General features: G+C 68.9%; 19 protein-coding genes, 2 tRNA genes and 1 pseudogene. 12 read left to right on the top strand and 10 right to left on the bottom strand.

Going from position 1 to position 22,502, the window contains the following annotated elements; translation table 11 throughout:
- Positions 1-187: 187 nt before the first annotated feature.
- From ATL45_RS13325 to rpmH, 8 genes are all read right to left on the bottom strand, one after another.
- Complete coding sequence (locus tag ATL45_RS13325) at positions 188-1,180, bottom strand: ParB/RepB/Spo0J family partition protein (RefSeq protein ID WP_093150711.1); 993 nt, start codon at positions 1,178-1,180, stop codon at positions 188-190.
- Positions 1,177-2,073 (bottom strand): ParA family protein, encoded by an 897-nt coding sequence (locus tag ATL45_RS13320; protein ID WP_093150708.1) that lies wholly within the window; start codon positions 2,071-2,073, stop codon positions 1,177-1,179. The genes ATL45_RS13325 and ATL45_RS13320 overlap by 4 nt, the downstream gene beginning before the upstream one ends.
- Before the next feature lie 101 nt (positions 2,074-2,174).
- Entirely contained in the window at positions 2,175-2,798 is a 624-nt protein-coding gene (gene rsmG, locus ATL45_RS13315) for a 16S rRNA (guanine(527)-N(7))-methyltransferase RsmG (RefSeq protein ID WP_439332491.1), read from the bottom strand.
- 424 nt (positions 2,799-3,222) lie between these two features.
- Positions 3,223-3,756 carry a Jag family protein gene (locus ATL45_RS13310; protein ID WP_093150705.1) on the bottom strand — a complete coding sequence of 178 codons (534 nt, stop codon included), beginning with the start codon at positions 3,754-3,756 and terminating at the stop codon, positions 3,223-3,225.
- 32 nt (positions 3,757-3,788) lie between these two features.
- Positions 3,789-4,736 carry a membrane protein insertase YidC gene (gene yidC, locus ATL45_RS13305; RefSeq protein WP_093150702.1) on the bottom strand — a complete coding sequence of 316 codons (948 nt, stop codon included), beginning with the start codon at positions 4,734-4,736 and terminating at the stop codon, positions 3,789-3,791.
- Between the two features lie 5 nt (positions 4,737-4,741).
- A complete protein-coding gene (yidD, locus tag ATL45_RS13300) occupies positions 4,742-5,065 on the bottom strand; it encodes a membrane protein insertion efficiency factor YidD (protein ID WP_093150700.1) in 324 nt (107 codons plus the stop codon).
- Positions 5,065-5,508, bottom strand: coding sequence for a ribonuclease P protein component (rnpA, locus tag ATL45_RS13295; RefSeq protein WP_093150697.1), 444 nt, complete (start codon positions 5,506-5,508; stop codon positions 5,065-5,067). The genes yidD and rnpA overlap by 1 nt, the downstream gene beginning before the upstream one ends.
- 12 nt (positions 5,509-5,520) lie before the next feature.
- Positions 5,521-5,664 carry a 50S ribosomal protein L34 gene (rpmH, locus tag ATL45_RS13290; protein ID WP_093150693.1) on the bottom strand — a complete coding sequence of 48 codons (144 nt, stop codon included), beginning with the start codon at positions 5,662-5,664 and terminating at the stop codon, positions 5,521-5,523.
- Between the two features lie 607 nt (positions 5,665-6,271).
- Between rpmH and dnaA the strand changes: the two genes are divergently transcribed.
- The 12 genes and pseudogenes from dnaA to ATL45_RS13235 all read left to right on the top strand — a co-directional run bounded on the left by dnaA (position 6,272) and on the right by ATL45_RS13235 (position 21,731).
- On the top strand, positions 6,272-8,023 hold the full coding sequence (gene dnaA, locus ATL45_RS13285) for a chromosomal replication initiator protein DnaA (protein ID WP_093150691.1): 1,752 nt from the start codon (positions 6,272-6,274) through the stop codon (positions 8,021-8,023).
- Between the two features lie 1,392 nt (positions 8,024-9,415).
- Positions 9,416-10,540 carry a DNA polymerase III subunit beta gene (gene dnaN, locus ATL45_RS13280; protein ID WP_093150688.1) on the top strand — a complete coding sequence of 375 codons (1,125 nt, stop codon included), beginning with the start codon at positions 9,416-9,418 and terminating at the stop codon, positions 10,538-10,540.
- Positions 10,541-10,721: 181 nt separating this feature from the next.
- Positions 10,722-11,609, top strand: a complete 888-nt coding sequence (gnd, locus tag ATL45_RS13275) for a phosphogluconate dehydrogenase (NAD(+)-dependent, decarboxylating) (protein WP_093150685.1) — start codon at positions 10,722-10,724, stop codon at positions 11,607-11,609.
- Between the two features lie 208 nt (positions 11,610-11,817).
- Positions 11,818-12,993 carry a DNA replication/repair protein RecF gene (gene recF / locus ATL45_RS13270; RefSeq protein ID WP_093150681.1) on the top strand — a complete coding sequence of 392 codons (1,176 nt, stop codon included), beginning with the start codon at positions 11,818-11,820 and terminating at the stop codon, positions 12,991-12,993.
- A 145-nt stretch (positions 12,994-13,138) separates the two neighbouring features.
- Entirely contained in the window at positions 13,139-13,633 is a 495-nt protein-coding gene (locus ATL45_RS13265; protein WP_093151510.1) for a DciA family protein, read from the top strand.
- A 352-nt stretch (positions 13,634-13,985) separates the two neighbouring features.
- Positions 13,986-15,959 carry a DNA topoisomerase (ATP-hydrolyzing) subunit B gene (gene gyrB / locus ATL45_RS13260; protein ID WP_093150679.1) on the top strand — a complete coding sequence of 658 codons (1,974 nt, stop codon included), beginning with the start codon at positions 13,986-13,988 and terminating at the stop codon, positions 15,957-15,959.
- 107 nt (positions 15,960-16,066) lie between these two features.
- Positions 16,067-18,562 carry a DNA gyrase subunit A gene (gyrA, locus tag ATL45_RS13255; protein WP_093150676.1) on the top strand — a complete coding sequence of 832 codons (2,496 nt, stop codon included), beginning with the start codon at positions 16,067-16,069 and terminating at the stop codon, positions 18,560-18,562.
- Positions 18,563-18,613: 51 nt separating this feature from the next.
- Positions 18,614-19,384: a DUF3566 domain-containing protein gene (locus ATL45_RS13250; RefSeq protein ID WP_093150673.1), complete on the top strand. Its 771-nt coding sequence runs from the start codon at positions 18,614-18,616 to the stop codon at positions 19,382-19,384.
- A gap of 115 nt (positions 19,385-19,499) precedes the next feature.
- Positions 19,500-19,573, top strand: a tRNA-Ile gene (locus tag ATL45_RS13245).
- A 62-nt stretch (positions 19,574-19,635) separates the two neighbouring features.
- A pseudogene (locus tag ATL45_RS39325) lies at positions 19,636-19,743 on the top strand (DLW-39 family protein); the annotation flags it as partial.
- Positions 19,744-19,851: 108 nt separating this feature from the next.
- Positions 19,852-19,924 (top strand) — tRNA-Ala (locus ATL45_RS13240).
- Positions 19,925-20,486: 562 nt separating this feature from the next.
- Positions 20,487-21,731: an MFS transporter gene (locus tag ATL45_RS13235; protein WP_093150670.1), complete on the top strand. Its 1,245-nt coding sequence runs from the start codon at positions 20,487-20,489 to the stop codon at positions 21,729-21,731.
- Here ATL45_RS13235 and ATL45_RS13230 read toward each other — a convergent pair whose 3' ends face one another.
- Both ATL45_RS13230 and ATL45_RS13225 read right to left on the bottom strand, forming a co-directional pair.
- Positions 21,732-22,286, bottom strand: coding sequence for a Clp protease N-terminal domain-containing protein (locus ATL45_RS13230; protein WP_093150668.1), 555 nt, complete (start codon positions 22,284-22,286; stop codon positions 21,732-21,734).
- A complete protein-coding gene (locus ATL45_RS13225) occupies positions 22,283-22,492 on the bottom strand; it encodes a helix-turn-helix domain-containing protein (protein WP_093150665.1) in 210 nt (69 codons plus the stop codon). Before ATL45_RS13225 ends, ATL45_RS13230 begins: the two co-directional genes overlap by 4 nt.
- Between the last annotated feature and the right edge of the window lie 10 nt (positions 22,493-22,502).

Genomic DNA, 22,502 nt, shown 5'->3' with positions numbered 1-22,502 from the left:
TTCACGTGAAACGAGGGCCGGCCTCCTGCGGGAGACCGGCCCTCGCCGTCCGTCCGACTCCTCCCCAACCGAGATGCCCGGATGGGTAGGGTGCGATTTCAATTGAAATTGGACGTCCAATTTCAATTGAAATCGCAAAACTGATCACTCAGCGTCATCGTCACCGTGACAAAAGAGCCCGGTGTCATTACTCACCGAGTCCACGGGCCTGTTCACCCAAGATCAACTCTGCGACCCGTTCGAGGTCGTCCACCGAGCCGAACTCCACGACGATCCGGCCCTTCCGGCGACCGCGCTCGACCTTGACCCTCGTGTCGAAGTGATCGGACAGCCGGTTGGCCAGCCGGTCGAGCCCGGGGGACTGGATCGGCTTCTTCGGCTCCGCCTTCTTCTTCGGCGCCTCCCGCTTGAGCAGCGTCACCTGCTCCTCGGTCGCCCGGACCGAAAGCCCCTCCGCAACGATCCGCTTCGCCAGCTCCTCCTGCTGACCGACGTCCTCCAGGCTGAGCAGTGCGCGGGCGTGCCCGGCCGACAGCACGCCGACGGCCACCCGCCGCTGGACCTCCAGCGGCAGCTTCAGCAGCCGGATGGTGTTGGTGATGACCGGGCGGCTGCGACCGATCCGGTCCGCGAGTTCGTCGTGCGTCACGCCGAACTCGCCCAGCAGCTGCTGGTAGGCCGCCGCCTCCTCCAGCGGGTTGAGCTGGACGCGGTGGATGTTCTCCAGCAGGGCGTCCCGCAGCATCGCGTCGTCCTGCGTCTTGCGGACGATCGCCGGGATGACGTCCAGCCCGGCCAGCTGCGAGGCGCGCCACCGGCGCTCGCCCATGATGAGCTCGAACCGGTCGGTCTCCAGTTCGCGCACCACGATCGGCTGCATCAAGCCGAACTCGCGGATGGAGTGCTGCAGCTCCTGCAGCGCCTCCTCGTCAAACACCTGCCGCGGCTGCTTCGGGTTCGGCGTGATCGAGGAGATGGCGATCTCGCGGTAGACCGCGCCCGCCACCTCACCGCCGCTGGTTTCACGTGAAACCTCGGGGGTGGGCGGCTCCGGCCGGCGCAGACCGGGACCGCCGCGCACCGTCGTGCCGCTCAGCGCAGCTCCGTCCGCACCCGCCGGGGGACCGCTGGGGATCAGGGCAGCGATGCCGCGTCCCAGACCGCCTCTGCGCTCGCTCATGCCGTCGTCCTCTCCACACCCCGTTCGGCGATCTCCCGCGCCGCGTCGAGGTAGCTCATGGAACCGCGCGAGCCCGGGTCGTAGGTCAGCACCGTCTGCCCGAAGCCCGGCGCCTCGGAAATCTTCACACTGCGCGGGATCACGGTGCGCAGCGCCAGGTCCCCGAAGTGACCGCGCACCTCGGCGGTGACCTGATCGGCCAGCTTGGTGCGCCCGTCGTACATGGTCAGCAGAATCGTCGACACCCACAGCGAGGGGTTCAGGTGCGACTGCACCAGCTCGATGTTGCGGAGCAGCTGACCGAGCCCCTCCAGCGCGTAGTACTCGCACTGGATCGGGATCAGCACCTCGTGCGCGGCGACCATCGCGTTCACCGTGAGCAGGCCGAGCGACGGCGGGCAGTCGATGAAGACGTAGTCCGGCGCCAGCTGGTTGACCGCCTCGGAGTTCAGCGCCTCCTTCAGCCGGCCTTCCCGCGCGACCATGGTGACGAGCTCGATCTCCGACCCGGCCAGGTCGATGGTCGCGGGCACGCACCAGAGGTTCTTCGACTGGGTGCTCTGCGCCGCCGCGTCGGCGATGCTCATCTCGCCCAGCAGCACCTCGTAGACCGACGGAGTCCCGGAGCGGTGCTCGACGCCGAGCGCGGTGCTGGCGTTGCCCTGCGGGTCGAGGTCGATCACGAGCACGTTGAGCCCGTGCAGCGCGAGCCCGGCCGCGAGGTTCACCGTGCTCGTCGTCTTGCCGACGCCGCCCTTCTGGTTGGCGACCGTGATGATGCGCCGATGGCTGGGGCGGGGGAGCTCCAGCGTCTCCGGGTGCAGCACCCGGGTCGCCCGCTGAGCCTCCTCCATGATCGGCGTCCAGCCGATGTCGTCCTTCCCGAAGCTCATCGCGGGATCCCCGCTCGTCGGACCGGAGGGGAACCGCATACCGCCCACCGCACGGCCCTTCGTTTCACGTGAAACACGACCCGCTCCGTTTGACTCCGGATTCACCGTCCACGATCCTTTCTCGTTCGACGTGCACCGTCACGACGCCGACCGGACGCATTTCGGGTCGCCGCGACCCGTTCCACCACGACGACGGTCGTCGGCACTTCGAGCGCACCGACACCGCACGACACCACTTCGCCACGACCGCCACCGACCGCAGCGATGGCCGCCGCATCCCGCTCCAGCTCCTCCGCCGCGCTCTCGCCCTTCATGGCGAGCAGCCGTCCGCCCTGCCGGAGCAGGGGGAGGCACCACTTCGCGAGCCGTTCCATCGGGGCGACAGCGCGCGCGGTCACGACGTCCTGGTCGGCCAGCCGCTCTCGCACCGGGCCCTCCTCGGCACGTCCGCGCACCACCTCGACGTTGAGCTCCAACTCGGTGATGACTTCCTGCAACCACGTCACCCGTCGAGCCATCGGCTCCAACAGGGTCAGGTTGAGATCCGGGCGGGCGATCGCCAGCGGGATGCCCGGCAACCCTGCCCCAGAGCCTACGTCCAACACCCGGCAATTCGGTGGCAGCAACTCCGCAATCACCGCAGAGTTCAACAGATGTCTTTCCCAGAGCCGGTCCAGCTCGCGCGGACCGATGAGTCCGCGGCGGATCCCGTGCTCCTGGAGCATCTCGTGGAACCGCTCGGCCAGGTCCAGCCGATCACCGAACACGACCCGCGCCGCCGCAGGCTCGGTCAAAGCATTCACCCCGATGTTTCACGTGGAACCAAGGAATCTCCGACCAAGCCTGCCGGATAGCACTCCGCAATCACCATCAACCCCTCCGGCGCGTCCGAGGACGTCTTCCACCGGTTCGGACGATGCCGCTACGTGCCCCGTGCCGACAGGCAGGGGAGAAGGGGTCATAACCGATCGAATTGCCCCGTCCAACCACTCCGGGAACTAATGTCACGGTGACGTTTCTCGTCGGCCGACGTTTCACGTGAAACACGACCGGCGAGCGGCCCGGATCAAGGTCTACCGCGATCCGGCCCGGAAAACAACAATGCCCCCGTCCGAAGACGGGGGCATTGGGAACGCGGTCGGGGAGCGGTCAGCTCTTGAAGACGACCACCTTGCGGTTGGGCTCCTCGCCCTCGCTCTCGCTGTGGACGCCGTCCACCGCGGCGACCGCGTCGTGGATGATCTTGCGCTCGAAGGGGGTCATCGGACGCAGGCGGGCTTCCTTGCCGCTGGAGAGGACTTCCTCCGCGGTGGTGCGGCCGAGCTCGCTGAGCTCCTGGCGGCGAGCGGCGCGCCAGCCCGCGACGTCCAGCATGAGCCGGCTGCGCACGCCGGTCTCCTGCTGCACCGCGAGGCGGGTCAGCTCCTGCAGCGCCTCCAGCACCTGGCCGCGGCCACCGACGAGCTTCTCCAGGTCGTCGCCGCCGTCGATGCTGACCACCGCGCGGCCGGCCTCCACGTCGAGGTCGATGTCCCCGTCGTAGTCCAGCAGGTCCAGCAGCCGCTCCAGGTAGTCACCCGCGATGTCGCCCTCTTGCACCAGCAGCGTTTCGGTGTTGGAAGGGGCCTCGGCAGCATCGGTCTCGGGTGCAGCCGGGCTCGACTCCTGCACGGTTTCGGACACTGGGTGTCTCCTCTCCAGGGTTCGCGCCGCACTCACCGGGTCTCGCCCGGCTTGTCCGTGTCGCGAGAACGGTCTTCGATCACCCCGGGGATCTCACCGGGTTGGTCCTTGGTCGTGTCCGCGGCCTCGCCGGTGCCGGACTCCGGCGCCGGGGTGGTGTCCACGACGGTGGATTCGACGACCGCGGGCGCGCCTGCCTGCGCTGCCTCCTCGCGGTCGATCCGGCTGAACACCAGGCGCTGCTGGACCAGCGTCCAGAAGTTGTTGGCCAGCCAGTAGATCAGGATCGCCAGCGGCAGGAACGGACCACCGATGATCGCGAACGTCGGGAAGATCCACAGCGTCATCCGGTTCATCACGGCCGTCTGCGGCTGGGCGGCCGCGTCCGCCGTCTGGCGCTGCACGGAGTGGCGGGCGGTGAAGTGCGTGGCGATCGCGGCGGCGATCATCAGCGGCACGCCCACGAGCATCATCTCGATGCGGTCGGTGCCGAAGGAGGCCAGAATCTCGGGGGACTGGCTGATCGTGTTGGACAGCTTGGCGCCGAAGAAGTCCGCGGCCACGAAGGACGCCACGTCGTTGGCGTCGAAGATGTAGTTCGACGGTGCGCCCGGCTTGAAGCCGTTGAGCACGTGGAACAGGCCGAAGAACACCGGCACCTGCACCAGCACCGGCAGGCAGCCGCTGAGCGGGTTGAAGCCCTGCTCGGACTGCAGCTTCTGCATCTCCATCGCGAGCTTCTGCCGGTCGTCGCCGTACTTGGCCTGCAGCTCGCGGATCTGCGGGGCGAACTCCTGCATCTTCTTCATCGACCGCACCTGGTGCACGAACGGCTTGAACAGCAGCGCGCGCAGCGTGAAGACGAGGAAGATGACCGACAGCGCCCAGGCGTAACCGCTGGCCGGGTCGAGCAGGAAGCCGAACACCTTGTGCCAGAACCACAGGATGGCCGACACCGGGTAGTAGATGAAGTCCAGCACGCGGGCTACTCCTCGGCAGGTTTCTCGGGTGCTCGGGCAGGGGCGGCGCGCTCACGAGGTGGCGGCACCGGGTCGATTCCTCCAGAGTGCCAGGGACCGCAGCGCAGCAGTCTGCGCAGGGTGAGCCAACCACCGCGGAACAGGCCGTGCGTGGTCAACGCCTCGACCGCGTAGGTGCTGCAACTCGGGTAGAACCGGCACATCGGCGGCAGCAGCGGGGAGATCACCTTGCGGTAGGCGTGCACCGGACCGAGCAGCACCCAGGCGAACGGGCTCGGGCGCCGAGCGGGCGCGCGGAGCCGTTCATCGTGCTGGTGGTCCTGAGCCATCACCTGGAACCTGTCGCCGGACCATCGGGGTCGAGGACGCGGAGCTTCCGGAAGGCCGCGTCCAGGTCCGCGCCGAGTTCGCGACTGGAGGCATCGCCCGCCGCAGGCAGGGCTCGGACCACCACCAGTGTGCCAGCGGGCAGCACCGCGTAGCGGTCACGCATCAGATGGCGCAGGCGGCGCGTGACCCGGTGCCGGATCACAGCGCTGCCCACGGCTTTGCTCACGACAAAACCCACCCGGGTCGAACCAGTCGATTTCCGGGTGGGTGCCGTATTCGCCTCGGCTTCCGGTAAGGCCTCGCCGCGGTACCGCCCGGACTCCGGTGCCTGGTCCGGTCGCAGCACGTGGACCACCAGGCGGGAGCGCCCGGACCGGCGACCACGACGGACCACCAGGCGGAACTCCTGGCTCCTGGTCAGCCGGGCTGCCGCGGGAAGCACGGCCGGACGCGATCAGGCAGTCAGGCGCGCGCGGCCCTGGCGACGGCGCGAGGCCACGATGGCCCGGCCGGCGCGAGTGCGCATGCGCAGCCGGAAGCCGTGCTTCCTGGCACGACGGCGGTTGTTCGGCTGGAAAGTGCGCTTGCCCTTGCTCACGGTCGGATCTCCCGGTTACTACAGGCACCGATGGCCACGGTGAACCACGGTTCGGTCAAGGTGTCCCTTTTCTTCCCGAGCCGCGGTCGCCAACCCGTGCGAAGATCGGCGTTACCGAGCGGCGCACGACGCCGAAATCTCGGCGCAGTGACATGCCCGCTCAGGAAAGCGGGGACTGTACGAGAGTACGCAGTGCCTCCGGAGCTCGCACTACCGGGGTCGGGATAAGCTCGACCGCACGCCCGGTACCGGCGACCAGGCTGCCACATCGCGATCTTGCCGGCATCCCCGGGACTCACCTTGTGACCGCCGCGCGACCTTGTTAGCGTGCACCGCCTGCGATGCGCAGTCCGCGGCCGAGAGATCTTGTCGCGGGGCGCTCTGACCTCGATCGCAGCGGTACGACGGACCCTGGGGGCGACACCGCCGTGGTCTGCCGTACCTTCATACACAAGTTGTGGACAACTCTGTGGAGATCTTCCCGAACAGGTGATCCCCGGGGTTCGGCCCCACCGTCCCGTGACATCGCCGCACCCGAGCACTGTGGGAGCCCGGCTTCAGGGACCGCAAACGGGGGCCGCGCGAGCGAGGGGAGGGGAGCAAGGCGGTGTCCGACCACCAGGCCGATCTCGTTCGAGTCTGGGGCGAGGTGGTGCAGGAGCTGTCCTCCGGCACGCTCTCACCTCAGCAACGCGCGTGGATGCGCGTGACCCGTCCGATCGGACTGCTGGACGGGACTGCGCTGCTCGCCGCGCCGAGCGACTTCGCGAAGGAAGCCATCGAGCGCGCGCTGCGCGATCCCATCACCGACGCCCTGTCCCGCCGCCTCGGCCGGGACGTGTCGCTGGCGGTGAAGGTGGACACCGCGGTTCCCGCACCTACCCGGCCGGTCGCCGCACCCGCTCCCGCTGATCAGTGGAGCGGTCGCACCGGCGATCAGCCCGCACAGCCCTTCTTCACCACGACCGGCCTGGGCCGCGCACCGGAGAACTTCGGCACCGCCGAGGGCTACCGGCCGCCGGAGGCCTTCGGCAACACCGCGCACACCGGCTCGATCCCCAGCGTCGGGGAGGGCAGGCACGCCGCTCCCGAGCCCAAGCCGGAGATCGACTTCCCGACCGCGGAGTTCAAGTGGCCCGGCGGCGAGATCCCGCAGCCGCTGGAGGCCGACGGCGAAGCCGAGGAGTCCGAGCCGGAGACCGAGGAAGCCGCCCCCGAGGAGAAGAGCGGGGAGAACTGGCCGACCTTCGGCCGCGCCGGGCAACCGGTCGCCGAGCCGCAGCAGGGCCAGCCGTTCACCGCGCCGAAGCACGCCCCGCCGACCTCGCAGACCAGGCTGAACGCGAAGTACACCTTCGACACGTTCGTCATCGGCTCGTCGAACCGGTTCGCGCACGCCGCCGCGGTGGCCGCGGCCGAGGCACCCGCCCGCGCGTACAACCCGCTGTTCATCTGGGGCGAGTCCGGTCTCGGCAAGACGCACCTGCTGCACGCGGTCGGGCACTACACGCAGCGCCTGTTCCCCGGGATGCGGGTCCGCTACGTCTCGACCGAGGAATTCACCAACGACTTCATCAACTCGCTGCGCGATGACCGCCAGGTCGCCTTCCAGCGGCGATACCGCGACGTCGACGTGCTGCTGGTGGACGACATCCAGTTCCTGGAGGGCAAGGAAGGAACTCAGGAGGAGTTCTTCCACACCTTCAACACGCTGCACAACTCGAACAAGCAGATCGTGGTGTCCTCCGACCGGCCGCCCAAGGGCCTGCGCACCCTGGAGGACCGGCTGCGCACCCGCTTCGAGTGGGGTCTGATCACCGACATCCAGCCGCCCGAGCTGGAGACCCGCATCGCGATCCTGCGCAAGAAGGCGGCCCAGGACCGGATGAACGCGCCGGCCGACGTGCTGGAGTTCATCGCCTCCCGCATCGAGCGCAACATCCGCGAGCTGGAGGGCGCGCTGATCCGGGTCACCGCGTTCGCGTCGCTGAACCGGCAGCCCGTCGACCTGCAGCTCGCCGAGATCGTGCTGCGCGACCTGATCCCGGACTCGCAGACCCCGGAGATCACCGCGCCGACGATCATGGCGGTCACCGCGGACTACTTCGGCGTGACCATCGACGACCTCTGCGGTCCCGGCAAGACCAAGGCGCTGGCGCAGGCGCGCCAGATCGCGATGTACCTGTGCCGGGAGCTCACCGACTCCTCGCTGCCCAAGATCGGCCAGTACTTCGGCGGCCGCGACCACACCACGGTGATGTACGCGGACAAGAAGATCCGCAAGGAGATGGCCGAGCGGCGCCGCGTGTACGAGCACGTGCAGGAGCTGACCGCCAGGATCAAGCAGCAGTCCAGGTAGTTCTTGGCTGCGCATCGGCTGGTCCGCGCGGTGGAACCGCTGTGCTCCCCGGTTCGACCACTCCACGAGGTGCGCCGCTGGGCCTAGTTCGAGCGCTCGTCACGACGCCTCCTGGATCTGCCTTCCCGCGCGGTGCACGCGACGGCTCGAGCAGATCGTTCACCTCTCTCCGCACCTCCCGGCCGCTGCCGCGTGACGTGCGGACGTTCAGCGTCCCCGGATGACGGTCGGCCGCTGCCGGACATTCCCCCGTCCGGCCGGTGTGCTGACGCCCGGGTCGCATCGCGGATCTTTTCTGTCCGACCGACCTCGCGCGGCGCACCTCCTCCAGCAGAAAGGTCTCGCGCGGATGCGCGCGGCCCGGAGGTAGGCCGGCCGCGAGGCGAGCGCACCTCCGCGGGCCGCATCGAGCGCCAGGCGGCGGGTGCGCACATCTTTCTGCTGGGGCCATCTGCCCAGGGACACCCCCTCCGACAGAAAAGTTCGGCGTCCGGCGACGGCTCCGGAGGCTCCGATGCCAACCGGGCGAGGGGGTTCAGGCGTCTATTCAGGCGTGGACGGACACGTTCCGAGGTCGCGCGAGCGCGCTGCGCGCACGTGGCAGGCCTTGGAGCGGCGAACTTTTCTGGGCGGCCGGGTGGCCTTCGCCTCACCCCGGCAGCAGAAAAGTCCGCCGGAGGCCGAGCTGTCCACAGTTTTTGCATCCCCAGGGCTGACCTGGAGTTTTCCCCAATTCATCCACAGGCTGTGCACAGGTTGTGGCGGTCTGCCCACAACCCGGACGGCGGTTGACCACAGGGAGCCCACAGGTTTGCCCACAACCTGACCGGTGGAACAGCCGAAAACCACAGGGGCTGGGTACAACCGGGGGGTCGAACTGTGGATGGAACTGTGGACAACTGGGGATGGTTGTGGACTGCTCGGAGGAGGGCCGAAGTTGTCCACCACCCGGTTGTCGTAGTCCACGGTTACATCCCGTGGTCATCCACATCCGGCCACGCCGCGCGACCAGCCCAAACGACGGTTGTCCCCACAACTCACAGCCCTTACTACTACTGCGGTCTTTTGTTCTTCCAGAAGAAAAAAGAGAACAGAAGTAAGGGCCGGTGGATAAGTGGACAACTCGGCTCGGCGGGCCTGGACGGGCTGACGAACTGCTCGGACCCGGATGCGGAGATCGCAGCGCACGCTCTACGGTGGAACTCCCGCGGAGGCAGCCCCGACGAACTTCGCGCCGCAGTCCTGCTGCTCGGGCCGGTCGGTGCCTAGGGGCGTCCGTGCGGGGATCGCTCCACCCCGCGCGGGGCCGGAGCACCACGACCCACCAATGAGCCTTGGAGCTCGGAGACAGTTCTCGGCAGCCCGCTCACGGCTGAAACCGAAAGGACACCCATGAAGATCCGCGTGGAACGTGACGGTCTCGCCGACGCCGTCGCCTGGGTCGCGCGCAGCCTTCCGTCGCGGCCGCCGGTTCCGGTGCTGGGCGGGGTGCTGCTCGATGCGAGTTCCGGAGAGGCGCTGACCATCTCCGGCTTCGACTACGAGGTCTCCGCACAGGTCACCATCGACGCCTCGATCGACGCCAGCGGCAAGACGCTGGTCTCCGGGCGGCTGCTGGCCGACATCACCAAGGCGCTGCCCGCACGTCCGGTGGAGCTCACCGTCGACGGCACGCGCGTCACCATCACCTGCGGCAGCTCCAAGTTCAGCCTGCCGACCATGCCGGTGGAGGACTACCCCGAGCTGCCCGCGATGCCCGAGCACGTCGGCTCGGTGCCCACCGACCTGTTCGGCGAGGCGGTCGGCCAGGTCGCGGTCGCCGCGGGCAAGGACGACACGCTGCCGATGCTCACCGGCATCCGGATGGAGATCAACGCCGACAAGCTGACCATGGTCGCCACCGACCGGTTCCGGCTGGCGATGCGCGAGATCACCTGGGAGCCGGGCACCACGATCGGCGACACCTCGGTGCTGGTCCCGGCCAAGACCCTCGCCGACTCGGCCAAGACCCTCGGCGCCGGGGCGAGCAAGGTGGAGATCTCGCTGGCCTCCGGTGACGGACTGCTCGGCCTGTCCGGCACCTCCCGCCGCAACACCACGCGCCTGCTGGACGCGGAGTTCCCGAAGTACCGCCAGCTGCTGCCCGCCGAGAGCGCGGTGACCGCCAACATCAGCGTCGGCCCGCTGATCGAGGCGATCAAGCGCGTGTCGCTGGTCGCCGAGCGCGGCACCCAGGTGCGCCTGGAGTTCTCCGACCGGGTGCTGCGGCTGACCGCCGGCGGCGACGACGAGGGCAGCGCGGAGGAGGAGCTCGCGGTGGAGCTCTCCGGTGAGCCGCTGACCATCGCGTTCAACCCGACGTACCTGCTCGACGGCCTCGGTGCGATGAAGACCGACCGCGCCCAGCTGCAGTTCACGACCTCCAACCGGCCGGCGCTGATCAAGCCGGTCGACGAGGACGGCAACGTGGCCGAGGGCTACCTGTACCTGCTGATGCCGGTCCGCTTGCCCGGCTGATCCACCTGCCGCGGCGCGGCTCGCCCAGCACGAACCGAAGAAGGATGGGTCACATCCGGTGCCCGGTCCGGCCGGTGTCCGCGCCGTCGGCGGTTAGGCTCCGGTCAGATCGATTCAGCTGGCTCGGTCCCACCTCGCGCGCCGACCGACCAGTGGAAACACAGCTCGCAGAGGAGATCCGGTGCAACTCGGACTTGTCGGTCTCGGCCGAATGGGTTTCAACATGCGTGAGCGGCTGCGCGCCGCTGGACACGACGTCGTCGGTTACGACCGCAATCCGGAGGTCAGCGACGTCGCCTCGATCGCGGAGCTGGTGCAGAAGCTGGCCGGCCCGCGGATCGTGTGGATCATGGTGCCGCACGGCGACCCGACCCGGCAGACGGTCGAGGAGCTGGCCGGGCTGCTCTCCGCCGGTGACCTGGTGATCGAGGGCGGGAACTCGAAGTTCACCGACGACCAGGCCAACGCCGCGCTGCTCGCCGAGAACGGGATCAAGTACCTCGACGTCGGCGTCTCCGGTGGCGTGTGGGGCGCGAAGAACGGCTACGGCCTGATGGCCGGTGGCGACGCCGCGGACGTCGAGCGCGCCATGCCGATCTTCGACGCGCTGCGCCCGGAGGGGCCGCGCGAGGAGGGCTTCGCGCACGCCGGGCCGGTGGGCGCCGGGCACTACGCGAAGATGGTGCACAACGGCATCGAGTACGGCCTGATGCAGGCCTACGCCGAGGGCTTCGAGCTGCTGTCCGCATCGGGCGTGGTCACCAACGTGCCCGAGACGATCAAGGCGTGGAGCCGCGGCACCGTGGTCCGCTCCTGGCTGCTGGACCTGCTGGTCCGGGCGCTGGACGAGGACCCGGAGCTGTCCGAGCTGCGCGGGTACGTCAACGACTCCGGCGAGGGCCGCTGGACGGTGGAGGAGTCGATCAACAACGCGGTGCCGACCCCGGTGATGACCGCGGCGCTGTTCGCCCGCTTCGCCTCCCGCCAGGAGGACTCGCCGGCCATGAAGGCCGTCGCCGCCCTGCGCAACCAGTTCGGCGGCCACGCGACCACCAAGACCGAGAAGTGATCTGATCCCGCTGCCGGGTCGACATGTCGACCCGGCAGCGGAGGTCGTCAAGGCGATTTGTCGACAAATCGCCGGTTGTCGGCGAACGGTTCGCAGTTCGGTGCCGACCGCTCGTCAGGTCGAGCTCCGCTCGTTCCACCCCACCGATCCGCCCGAGGAACGTGAAGTGCTCTCGGGTCGGATCGGCCGACCGCTAAGTTGGATCGTCGTGTACGTCCGTCATTTGCAGGTGACCGACTTCCGGTCCTGGCCGCACGCCGACCTGGCGCTGGAGCCGGGGATCACCGTGCTCGTCGGGTCGAACGGGCAGGGCAAGACGAACCTGGTCGAGGCCGTCGGATACGTCGCGACCCTCGGTTCGCACCGCGTCGCCTCCGACGCGCCGCTGGTCCGCGACGGCACATCGCGCGCCGTGGTGCGGGCCGCCGTGGTCAACAGCGGTCGCGAGCTGCTAGTCGAACTGGAGATCACGCCGGGGAAGGCCAACCGCGCGCGGATCAACCGCGGCGCGGCCGGCAAGCCCCGCGACGTGCTGGGCATCCTGCGCACCGTGCTGTTCGCGCCGGAGGACCTGGCGATCGTGCGCGGCGACCCGGGCGAACGCCGCCGCTTCCTCGACGAGCTGCTCGTCGCCCGCGCACCGAGGTACGCGGGCGTGCGCTCCGACTACGAGCGGGTGCTCAAGCAGCGGAGCGCGCTGCTGAAGTCCGCCGGAGCGGCGCGGCGCGGCGGCGGCAAGGCGGATCTGCGGACGCTGGAGGTCTGGGACGGGCACCTGGCGCGCTTCGGCGCGGAGCTGCTGGCCGGTCGACTGGACCTCGTCGCCGCCATCGCACCCCACGTGACCAGCTCTTACGCCAACGTCGCCGCGACCGACGAGGCCAGCGCGCCGTCCGGCCGGGTCGCCCACGTGCGCTACCGCAGCAGCCTCGGCGAGTCGTTGCCCGAGGGATGCGGCGAGCCGATGGGCAAGGCGGCCGACGTGGACGAGCTGGAAGCGGCGCTGCTCGCCGAGCTGGCGCGGGTCCGGCCGCAGGAGATCGAGCGCGGAGTGTCGCTGGTCGGACCGCACCGCGACGACCTGGAGCTGCTGCTCGGCGACCTGCCCGCCAAGGGCTACGCCAGCCACGGCGAATCGTGGTCGTTCGTACTGGCGTTGCGGCTGGCTTCTTACCACCTGCTCACCGAGGATGGCGCGGAACCGGTGTTGATCCTGGACGACGTCTTCGCCGAACTGGACCGGCGCCGGCGGGCCCGGCTGGCCGAACTGGTCGCCGGGGCCGAGCAGGTGCTGGTGACCGCGGCGGTGGCCGAGGACGTGCCGCCCGAGCTCACCGGTGCGCGATTCGACGTTCGCGAAGGCGAGGTGCGACGTGTCCAGTGACCGCGCGCGGCCGAACGGTTCACCCAGCGTGATCGAAGGGGCCACCCGGCCCACGGATTCACCCACAGCTGGGGATAACTCTGTGGATGGTGTGGATAACCCGACGCCACCGACCGTGCCCGTGGCCGGTGGCGATGGCGCCGCGATGAGCGGCCCCGACCTGGCCCGCGCGGCCCTGCAGGCCGCCCGCGAGCAGTCCGCGGCCCGCCGCCGGGACGCCAAGAAGAAGGGCGGCAAGATCCGGACCCGCCGCCGTCGTGGCTGGTCAGGGCCCGGACCGGACGACAGGGACCCGCAGCCGCTGGGCCGGCTGGCGGCCCGCATCGCCTCCGAGCGGGGCTGGACCGAGCACCTCTCCGGCGGTCAGGTGTTCGCCAAGTGGCCCGCGCTGGTGGGCGCCGACGTCGCCGAGCACACCAAGCCGGTGACGCTCAAGGACGGCGAGCTCACCGTCCAGGCCCAGTCCACCGCCTGGGCCACCCAGCTGCGATTGCTGCAGCGGCAGATCCTCAAGCGGATCAGCGACGGCGTCGGCCGCGACGTGGTCCGCCGCATCAAGGTGCAGGGGCCGGCCGCGCCCAGCTGGCGGCACGGCCCGCGGCACGTGCCGGGGCGCGGGCCGCGCGACACCTACGGCTGAGCGCGGCACCCGGCCCCGCCGGCGGGCGGCCGATCGGCGCAGAGATCCCTCAGCTGCGGCTCGCGGCTCTCGGATGGTGGATTGATTCGAGTTCTCCGCTCTGTGAGCAAGTCAGGGGTGTCCTTGCCCCACTTCTGTCCGGGTGGACCAGTAGAATCAAACCGGGTGTGGCCGAGGCGCCTGCCAGAGGAGCGCATCGGTGAGGTGCGCGGCACCGGCTCATGGCTGGTCGCGGCGTCAGCAGACGACAGTCGCCCCGAAGTGGTCAGCGGTGCTTCGACGCCGTCGCGTTCGAACCGGCATCGACCGATCACCCTGACAGCACAGTCGGCTCAAGGAGAAATCGAGGCCCGTGGCACCGAAGAAGAGCGATTACAACGCTTCATCCATCACCGTTCTTGAGGGCCTTGAGGCCGTCCGCAAGCGTCCGGGCATGTACATCGGCTCGACCGGCGAGCGCGGTCTGCACCACCTGGTGCAGGAGGTCGTGGACAACTCGGTCGACGAGGCGATGGCCGGGTACGCGACGACCGTCGAGGTGACCCTGCTGCCCGACGGCGGCGTGCGCGTGATCGACGACGGCCGCGGCATCCCGGTCGACATGCACCCGGTGGAGAAGAAGCCGACCCTGGAGGTCGTGCTGACCGTGCTGCACGCGGGCGGCAAGTTCGACAGCGACGCGTACGCGGTCTCCGGTGGTCTGCACGGCGTCGGCGTCTCGGTGGTCAACGCGCTGTCCACCGCGCTGGAGGCCGAGATCCACACCGGCGGTCACGTGTGGCGGCAGCGCTACGAGGACTCCAAGCCCGTCGCCCAGGTCGAGCGCGGTGAGACCACCGACAAGACCGGCACCAGCATCACCTTCTGGGCCGACCCGACGATCTTCGAGACCACCCGGTACAACGCCGAGACGATCGCGCGCCGGCTGCAGGAGATGGCGTTCCTGAACAAGGGCCTGACCATGATCCTGCGCGACGAGCGGGTCGCGGAGGAGGACGGCGCCGGCGAGGACGCGACCGGCACCACCGCCCGCGCGAAGGAGCGGACCTTCCACTACCCGGGCGGTCTGGAGGACTTCGTCCGGCACATCAACGCCACCAAGGAACCCATCCATAAGAAGGTCGTCGCCTTCAACGCGTCCGGCTCCGGTCAGGAGCTGGAGATCGCGATGCAGTGGAACTCCGGCTACAACCAGTCGGTCTACACCTTCGCGAACACCATCAACACGCACGAGGGCGGCACCCACGAGGAGGGCTTCCGCTCCGCGCTGACCCGCGTGGTCAACAGCTACGCGCGGGACAAGAAGCTGATCAAGGACAAGGACGGCAACCTCACCGGTGACGACGTCCGCGAGGGCCTGGCCGCGATCGTGTCGGTGAAGGTCCGCGAGCCGCAGTTCGAGGGCCAGACCAAGACCAAGCTGGGCAACACCGAGGTCAAGTCGTTCGTGCAGACCACCGCCTTCGAGTGGCTGACCGACTGGTTCGAGCGCAACCCGGCCGAGGCCAAGGTGATCGTCAACAAGGCGGTCTCCTCGGCGCAGGCGCGGATGGCCGCGCGCAAGGCCAAGGAGCTGGTGCGCCGCAAGAGCGCGATGGACATCGGCGGCCTGCCGGGCAAGCTGAAGGACTGCCAGTCCAACAGCCCGGAGGAGTGCGAGCTCTACATCGTGGAGGGCGACTCCGCGGGCGGCTCGGCCAAGGAGGGCCGCGAGTCCCGCTTCCAGGCGATCCTGCCGCTGCGCGGCAAGATCATCAACGTGGAGAAGTCGCGGATCGACAAGGTCCTCAAGAACAACGAGGTCCAGGCGATCATCACCGCGCTGGGCACCGGCATCCACGACGAGTTCGACCTGGCCAAGCTGCGGTACCACAAGATCGTGCTGATGGCCGACGCCGACGTCGACGGCCAGCACATCCGCACCCTGCTGCTCACCCTGCTGTTCCGCTTCATGCGCCCGCTGATCGAGAACGGCCACGTGTTCCTCGCGCAGCCGCCGCTGTACAAGATCAAGTGGCCGCGCTCGGAGCCGGAGTACGCCTACAGCGACCGCGAGCGCGACGCGCTGCTGGAGGCGGGCGCCGCCGCCGGCCGCAAGCTGCCGAAGGACGACGGCATCCAGCGCTACAAGGGTCTCGGCGAGATGAACGCCGACGAGCTGTGGGACACCACGATGAACCCGGAGACCCGGCTGCTGCTGCAGGTCTCGCTGGACGACGCGGCCACCGCCGACGAGCTGTTCAGCGTGCTGATGGGCGAGGACGTCGAAGCCCGGCGCTCCTTCATCACCCGCAACGCCAAGGACGCCGGCTTCCTCGACGTGTGACCCGCTCGCCGGAACTCACCCGACCCGGTCGGACGCCCGGTCCGCGGCGATGACCGCCCGGACCGCCCGGGCCGCGGCCTCCGACCTCCCGAAAGGAATTTCAAGTCGTGACTGAAGTCCTGCCGCCGGAACACGGCCGGATCGAACCGGTCGACATCCAGCAGGAGATGCAGAACTCCTACATCAACTACGCGATGAGCGTCATCGTCGCGCGCGCCCTGCCGGACGTGCGCGACGGGCTCAAGCCGGTGCACCGGCGCGTGCTGTACGCGATGTACGACTCCGGCTTCCGCCCGGACCGCGGCTACGTGAAGTGCTCCCGCGTCGTCGGCGACGTGATGGGCAACTACCACCCGCACGGCGACTCGGCGATCTACGACACCCTGGTCCGGCTCGCCCAGCCGTGGTCGATGCGGCACAAGCTGATCGACGGCCAGGGCAACTTCGGCTCGCCCGGCAACGACCCGGCCGCGGCCATGCGGTACACCGAGTCGCGGCTGGCCCCGTTGGCGATGCACATGCTCGCCGACATCGAAGAGGACACCGTCGACTTCTCCGACAACTACGACGGCCGCACCCAGGAACCCGACGTGCTGCCGGCCCGGTTCCCGAACCTGCTGGTCAACGGCGGTGGCGGTATCGCGGTCGGGATGGCGACCAACATCCCGCCGCACAACCTGCGCGAGGTCGCCGACGGCGTCGTCTGGGCGCTGGAGAACCCGGACTGCGACGACGAGCAGCTGCTCGAAGCGCTGATGGAGCGGATCAAGGGCCCGGACTTCCCGACGCACGCGCAGATCCTGGGCACCAACGCGATCGCGGACGCCTACCGCACCGGCCGCGGCTCCATCAAGATGCGGGCCGTCGTCACCATCGAGGAGGACAGCAAGGGGCGCACCACGCTGGTCGTCACCGAGCTGCCCTACCAGGTCAACCCGGACAACCTCATCGAGAACATCGCCTCGATGCACCGGGAGGGCAAGCTCACCGGCATCTCCGACATCGCCGACGAGTCCAACAGCCGGCGCGGCATGCGGATCGTCGTCACGCTCAAGCGCGACGCGATCCCGAAGGTGGTGCTGAACAACCTCTACAAGCACACCCAGCTGCAGACGACCTTCGGCGTCAACATGCTGGCGCTGGTCGACGGCGTGCCGCGCACGCTGCGGCTGGACCAGGTGATCCGGTACTACGTCAAGCACCAGATCGAGGTCATCGTCCGGCGCACCCGGTTCCGGCTGAAGAAGGCCGAGGAGCGCGCCCACATCCTGCGCGGTCTGGTCAAGGCGCTGGACATGCTGGACGAGGTCATCGCCCTGATCCGGCGCTCGCCCACGGTGGACGACGCGCGCACCGGCCTGATCGAGCTGCTCGACGTGGACGAGGTCCAGGCCAACGCGATCCTGGAGATGCAGCTGCGCCGCCTGGCCGCCCTGGAGCGGCAGAAGATCATCGACCAGCTGGCCGAGATCGAGCGCGAGATCGAGGACCTCAAGGACATCCTCGCCAAGCCGGAGCGGCAGCGGCAGATCATCCGCGACGAGCTGATGGAGATCGTCGACAAGTACGGCGAGGACCGCCGCACGCAGATCATCCCCTTCGAGGGCGAGGTCTCCATGGAGGACCTCATCGCCGAGGAGGACGTGGTCGTCACCATCACCCGCACCGGCTACGCCAAGCGGACCCGCACCGACCTGTACCGGGCGCAGAAGCGCGGCGGCAAGGGCGTGCAGGGCGCGCAGCTGAAGCAGGACGACATCGTGTCGCACTTCTTCGTCTGCTCGACCCACGACTGGATCCTGTTCTTCACCAACAAGGGCCGGGTCTACCGGGCGAAGGCCTACGAGCTGCCGGAGGCCAACCGCACCGCGCGCGGTCAGCACGTGGCGAACCTGCTGGCGTTCCAGCCGGACGAGCAGATCGCCCAGGTCATGCAGATCAAGGACTACACCGCCGCCCCGTACCTGGTGCTCGCCACCAAGAAGGGCTTGGTCAAGAAGTCCCGGTTGACCGATTTCGATTCCAACCGATCGGGTGGTCTCATCGGCGTCAACCTGAAGGAGGACGACGAGCTGGTCGGTGCGGTGCTCTGCTCCGCCGACGACGACCTGCTGCTGGTGTCCGCCGAGGGCCAGTCGATCCGGTTCCACGCCACCGACGAGGCGCTGCGGCCGATGGGCCGCGCCACCTCGGGCGTGCTGGGCATGCGGTTCAACGACGGTGACGAGCTGCTGGCCATGGGCGTCGTGCGCGAGGACCGGTACGTGCTGGTCGCGACCGACGGCGGCTACGCCAAGCGCACCCCGATCGACGACTACCCGGTCCAGGGTCGCGGCGGAAAGGGAGTGCTGACTCTCCAGTACGACAACAAGCGTGGCAGGCTTGTGGGGGCGCTCATCGTCGAGCTCGACGACGAGCTCTACGCGATCACCTCCAGCGGGGGAGTCATCCGGACCACCGCCAAGGAGGTCCGCAAGGCCGGCAGGCAGACGAAGGGGGTTCGTCTGATGAACCTCGACGAGGGTTCCGCGCTGGTGGCCATCGCGCGCAACGCCGATGAGGCCGCCGACCCGGACGCTGCGGGGCCGGAGCAGCAGAAGTAACACTGTGGGAGACCACGCCGCACACCGCCGACGATCACCGAAGGATCGCTCGTGACATCTTCCGAGAAGCCGGAGTCCTCGGGCCCGCACAAGGACGCGGACCAGGCTTCGGCCAGCACGCAGACAGTCGACAGCACCGTCGAGGCGGAGACCGAGACCGCCCCGGTGGCCGCTGAGGCCGACAGCCCCAGCGGTGAGGAGCTGAACGGCACGGAAACGCCGCCGCCGTGGCAGCGCGCGTCGGCGTCGACCGGCGGGGAGGCCCCCGAGGCCACCCCGGTGGTCGCCGAGGTGCCGGACGTCGACGACACGCAGACCATCCCCAAGCAGTCCGTGGACCAGGAGACGGTGCGCACCAAGGTGCCGTCGTCGGCCCGGACCCAGGTCTCGTTCACCGGGGCCGGTACCGGTGCCGCTGGGCCGCGCGCGTCGACACCGTCGGCGCGCCGCCCCAGCCGCGGACCGCGGCGGGCCAGCCTGCAGGTCAAGCGGGTCGACCCGTGGTCGGTGCTGAAGCTCGCGCTGGTGCTCAGCGTCGCGCTGTTCTTCGTCTGGATGATCGCGGTCGCGGTGCTCTACGGCGTGCTCGACGGCATGGGCGTGTGGGATCAGCTCAACGGCACCTTCAGCGAGCTGACCCAGCCGGACGACGCGGCGGCCGAGCCGCTGATCAGCGCCGCCCGGGTGTTCGGCGTCGCCTCGATCATCGGCGCGATCAACATCGTGCTGGTGACCGCGCTGGCGACGGTGGCCGCGTTCATCTACAACGTGGCGGCCGACTTCGCCGGCGGCGTCGAGATCACCCTGTCCGAGCGGGAGTAAGCCGCTGACGTGGCGATTCCGGTCCACCGGGCCGGAATCGCCACGCCGCTGCGGCGCAACACGACCCCCCGTTCGAAGGGCCGGAAGGCGTCCTGTAGTCTTTGAATCACAACAAGGGCCTATAGCTCAGGCGGTTAGAGCGCTTCGCTGATAACGAAGAGGTCGAAGGTTCAAGTCCTTCTAGGCCCACTGGAAACCCTTACAACCCGAACGTCACGGGCCGCGCGCCGCGTGCAAGGAGGCGACCGGAAGTGAAGAAGCTGCTCGCACTCGCCGCAGTTGCTGGAGTCGTGCTGTTCGTGGTTCGGCGCAACCGCGCCGCCAAGGCCGAGGCCGACCTCTGGCGCGAGGCCACCGCCGAGGCCTGATCGCCCGGCGAGACAGCTGAACCAGCCCGGTCCGGTTTCGCCGCGCCGGGCTGTTCTCGTCGCCACCGCCGATCAACCGACCTGGCGCGGCGACGGCCAGGGGACGTAGCTCAATTGGCAGAGCACCGCCTTTGCAAGGCGGGGGTTAGGGGTTCGATTCCCCTCGTCTCCACGTAGAGATTGGCTGGAGTGTGCTCAAAGCCCCCGCTTTGCGGGGGCTTTTTCGCTTTATCTCTACGTCATTATTTTGGGGGGTCGAACCCCCCAAGCCCCCCACGGTGCGGGGGTTGCTTCTCGTGGGCTCCTTGCGTGGGGTGGCGTTCCCGGCCTGCTCACCGACCAGCCCCTCGCTCCGGGGCACTCGTGGTGTGGCGGGGTCTGCCGTGGCCGTCCGTGGCCGTCATAGAGGTGCCGGACCTCTGCGATTTTGGTTGAAATCGGCTTGCTTCGGTACTGCGGGCTTCGTCGGGAACGTCGCCGATTTCAATTGAAATCGCTACACCCGGTACGTGACCACCTGCCGCTTTGAACCCGGCGCGACCCCGCGCGTTCCGGTACTTCTCCTCGTCAAGTGCACCTGGGTATCAGCACTGGTGGTTCAGCGGTGACGTTCGTCGTGTGGGGCAGCACGTTCGGTGCTTTTACTGGGTGGAAGGTTCCTGCGCCGGCCGTGGTCCTTGTGGGGGCAGCATCCCTGCACTGGGTTTTCTGCAGTGGGGCAGGGAGGTTGGGTTATGTCCGGGCGGGGTTCTGCCGGGCGGAGTGGTTGGGTTTTGCCGCTTTGCTGGACCGCTGTGCTGTTGGACGGGTTCGACCTCGTTGTGCTCGGGAGCGTGCTTCCGGTGCTGCTCGAGGGGCAGCAGTGGGGGTTGACCGCGGCTGGTGCTTCTCTTGTGTCGACTGCCGGTTTGGTCGGGATGACCATTGGTGCGCTGGCCATCGGGACCATCACCGATGTCATCGGGCGGCGGAAGGCGCTGATCTTCGCGGTTGTCAGCTTCTCGCTGTTCACCGCCTTGTGCGCGGTTGCGCCTTCGGTCTTCGTGTTCGGGTTGCTGCGGTTTCTCGCCGGGCTTGGGCTCGGGGGTTGTCTGCCCACCGCGATCGCTCTCGTCACCGAGCACGCTCGTGCTGGTCGGAGCGGTAGCGCCACCACCACGATCATGACCGGGTATCACGTCGGGGCCGTGCTGACGGCGTTGCTGGGGATCGCCGTGCTGCCGAACCTGGGCTGGCGCGCGATGTTCCTCATCGGGGCTGCTCCGGCGCTGGTCCTGGTGCCGCTCATGCTCCGGTACCTGCCAGAGTCGGAGTCGTTCCAGCAGGTCAAGGCGGAGCGCGGTGCCAGTGGTGGGGCCGATGCCGTTGCTTCGCTGTTCCGCGGTGGGTTCGCCCGGGCCACCATCGCCTTCTGGATCACGTCGTTCATGGGGTTGCTGCTGGTCTACGGGTTGAACACCTGGTTGCCGCAGATCATGAAGTCCGCCGGGTATCCGCTCGACGCGGCGCTGGGGTTACTGCTGACGCTGAACATCGGTGCGGTGATCGGGTTGCTGATCGCTGGTGCGGTGGCCGACCGGGTCGGGCCCCGGTCGTCCACCATCGGCTGGTTCGCCGCTTCGGCGGTCTTCCTGGCGGCGTTGAGCATCAAGCTGCCCGGGATCGGCGTGTACGTCGCGGTCCTGGTCGCCGGTTGCTTCGTGTTCAGCTCGCAGGTCCTGGTGTACGCCTACATCGGCCGCGTCTACCCGGCGGCGAACCGGGCGACCGGGCTCGGCTGGTCGGCCGGGATCGGGCGCATCGGCGCGATCTGCGGACCGCTGCTCGGCGGCGCGATGCTCACGGCCGGCATCGCCTACCCGTGGGGCTTCTACGCGTTCGCCGTGGTCGGCGCGCTGGGCGCCGTCGGTGCCGCGCTGGTCCGGCGCCCCGGGGTGGCGCAGTCCCCGGAGCGCGCGGCCGAGCGCGTCGAGCAGTGATCAGGCGGCGTTGCGGAGCGCCTGTCGGACGGTCTGGTGGGTCAGGTCGTGTCCGGCCAGGAAGTCGGCCGCGACACCTCGGCGGTTGAGCAGCGCGAGCAGGATGTGCTCGTCGCCGATCTCCCGGTGCCGCAGTTCGACCGCTTCGCGCAGCGCGCCTTCGATCGTGGACTTGGCGGTGGCGCTGAACGGCCTGTGCGCTTTGAAGAAGCGCCGCAGCCGTCGGCGATTCGGTTCGGCCATGGCGTCGGGGCCGAGGGAGCGCTCGACGTTCGCCACGACCTCGCGCACGTCGATACCCAGCTCGAGCAAGACCTCGGTGTCGGAATCGCTCAGGCCGCCGAGCCTGCGCGCCTTCGCGTAGGCCGCGACCACGCCGTCCTCGTCGACGCCGTGCTCGGCGAGCAACTGGCCGGCGCGGGTCGTCGGCATCCGCACGAGCGCGAGCAGCAGGTGCTCGTCGGTGATCTCCGGGTGCACGCGCCGCTGCGCCTGCTCCGTCGCACCGACCACCGCCTGGCGGGCGGCTGCGGTGAACCTCTCGAACATGGTCATGACCTCCCGTGTTTCTTGTGCACGGCCTGCCTGGACACGCCCAGTTCCGCTGCGACCTCCTGCCACGACCACCCGTGGTTGCGCGCGTTGCGGACCTGCACCGATTCGAGCTGTTCGAGCAGCTTCCGCAGCGCCGCCACGGCGCGCAGGCCCACCCGGGGATCGCGATCGCTCGCCGCGGCGGCGAGTTCCGTAGCTCCTGCCATGACGTCAACC

It is taken from the genome of Saccharopolyspora antimicrobica (assembly GCF_003635025.1).
Lineage (GTDB): Bacteria > Actinomycetota > Actinomycetes > Mycobacteriales > Pseudonocardiaceae > Saccharopolyspora > Saccharopolyspora antimicrobica.
The sequence above is the reverse complement of the archived record's forward strand: the minus strand, read 5'-3'. Positions and strand labels throughout refer to the sequence as shown.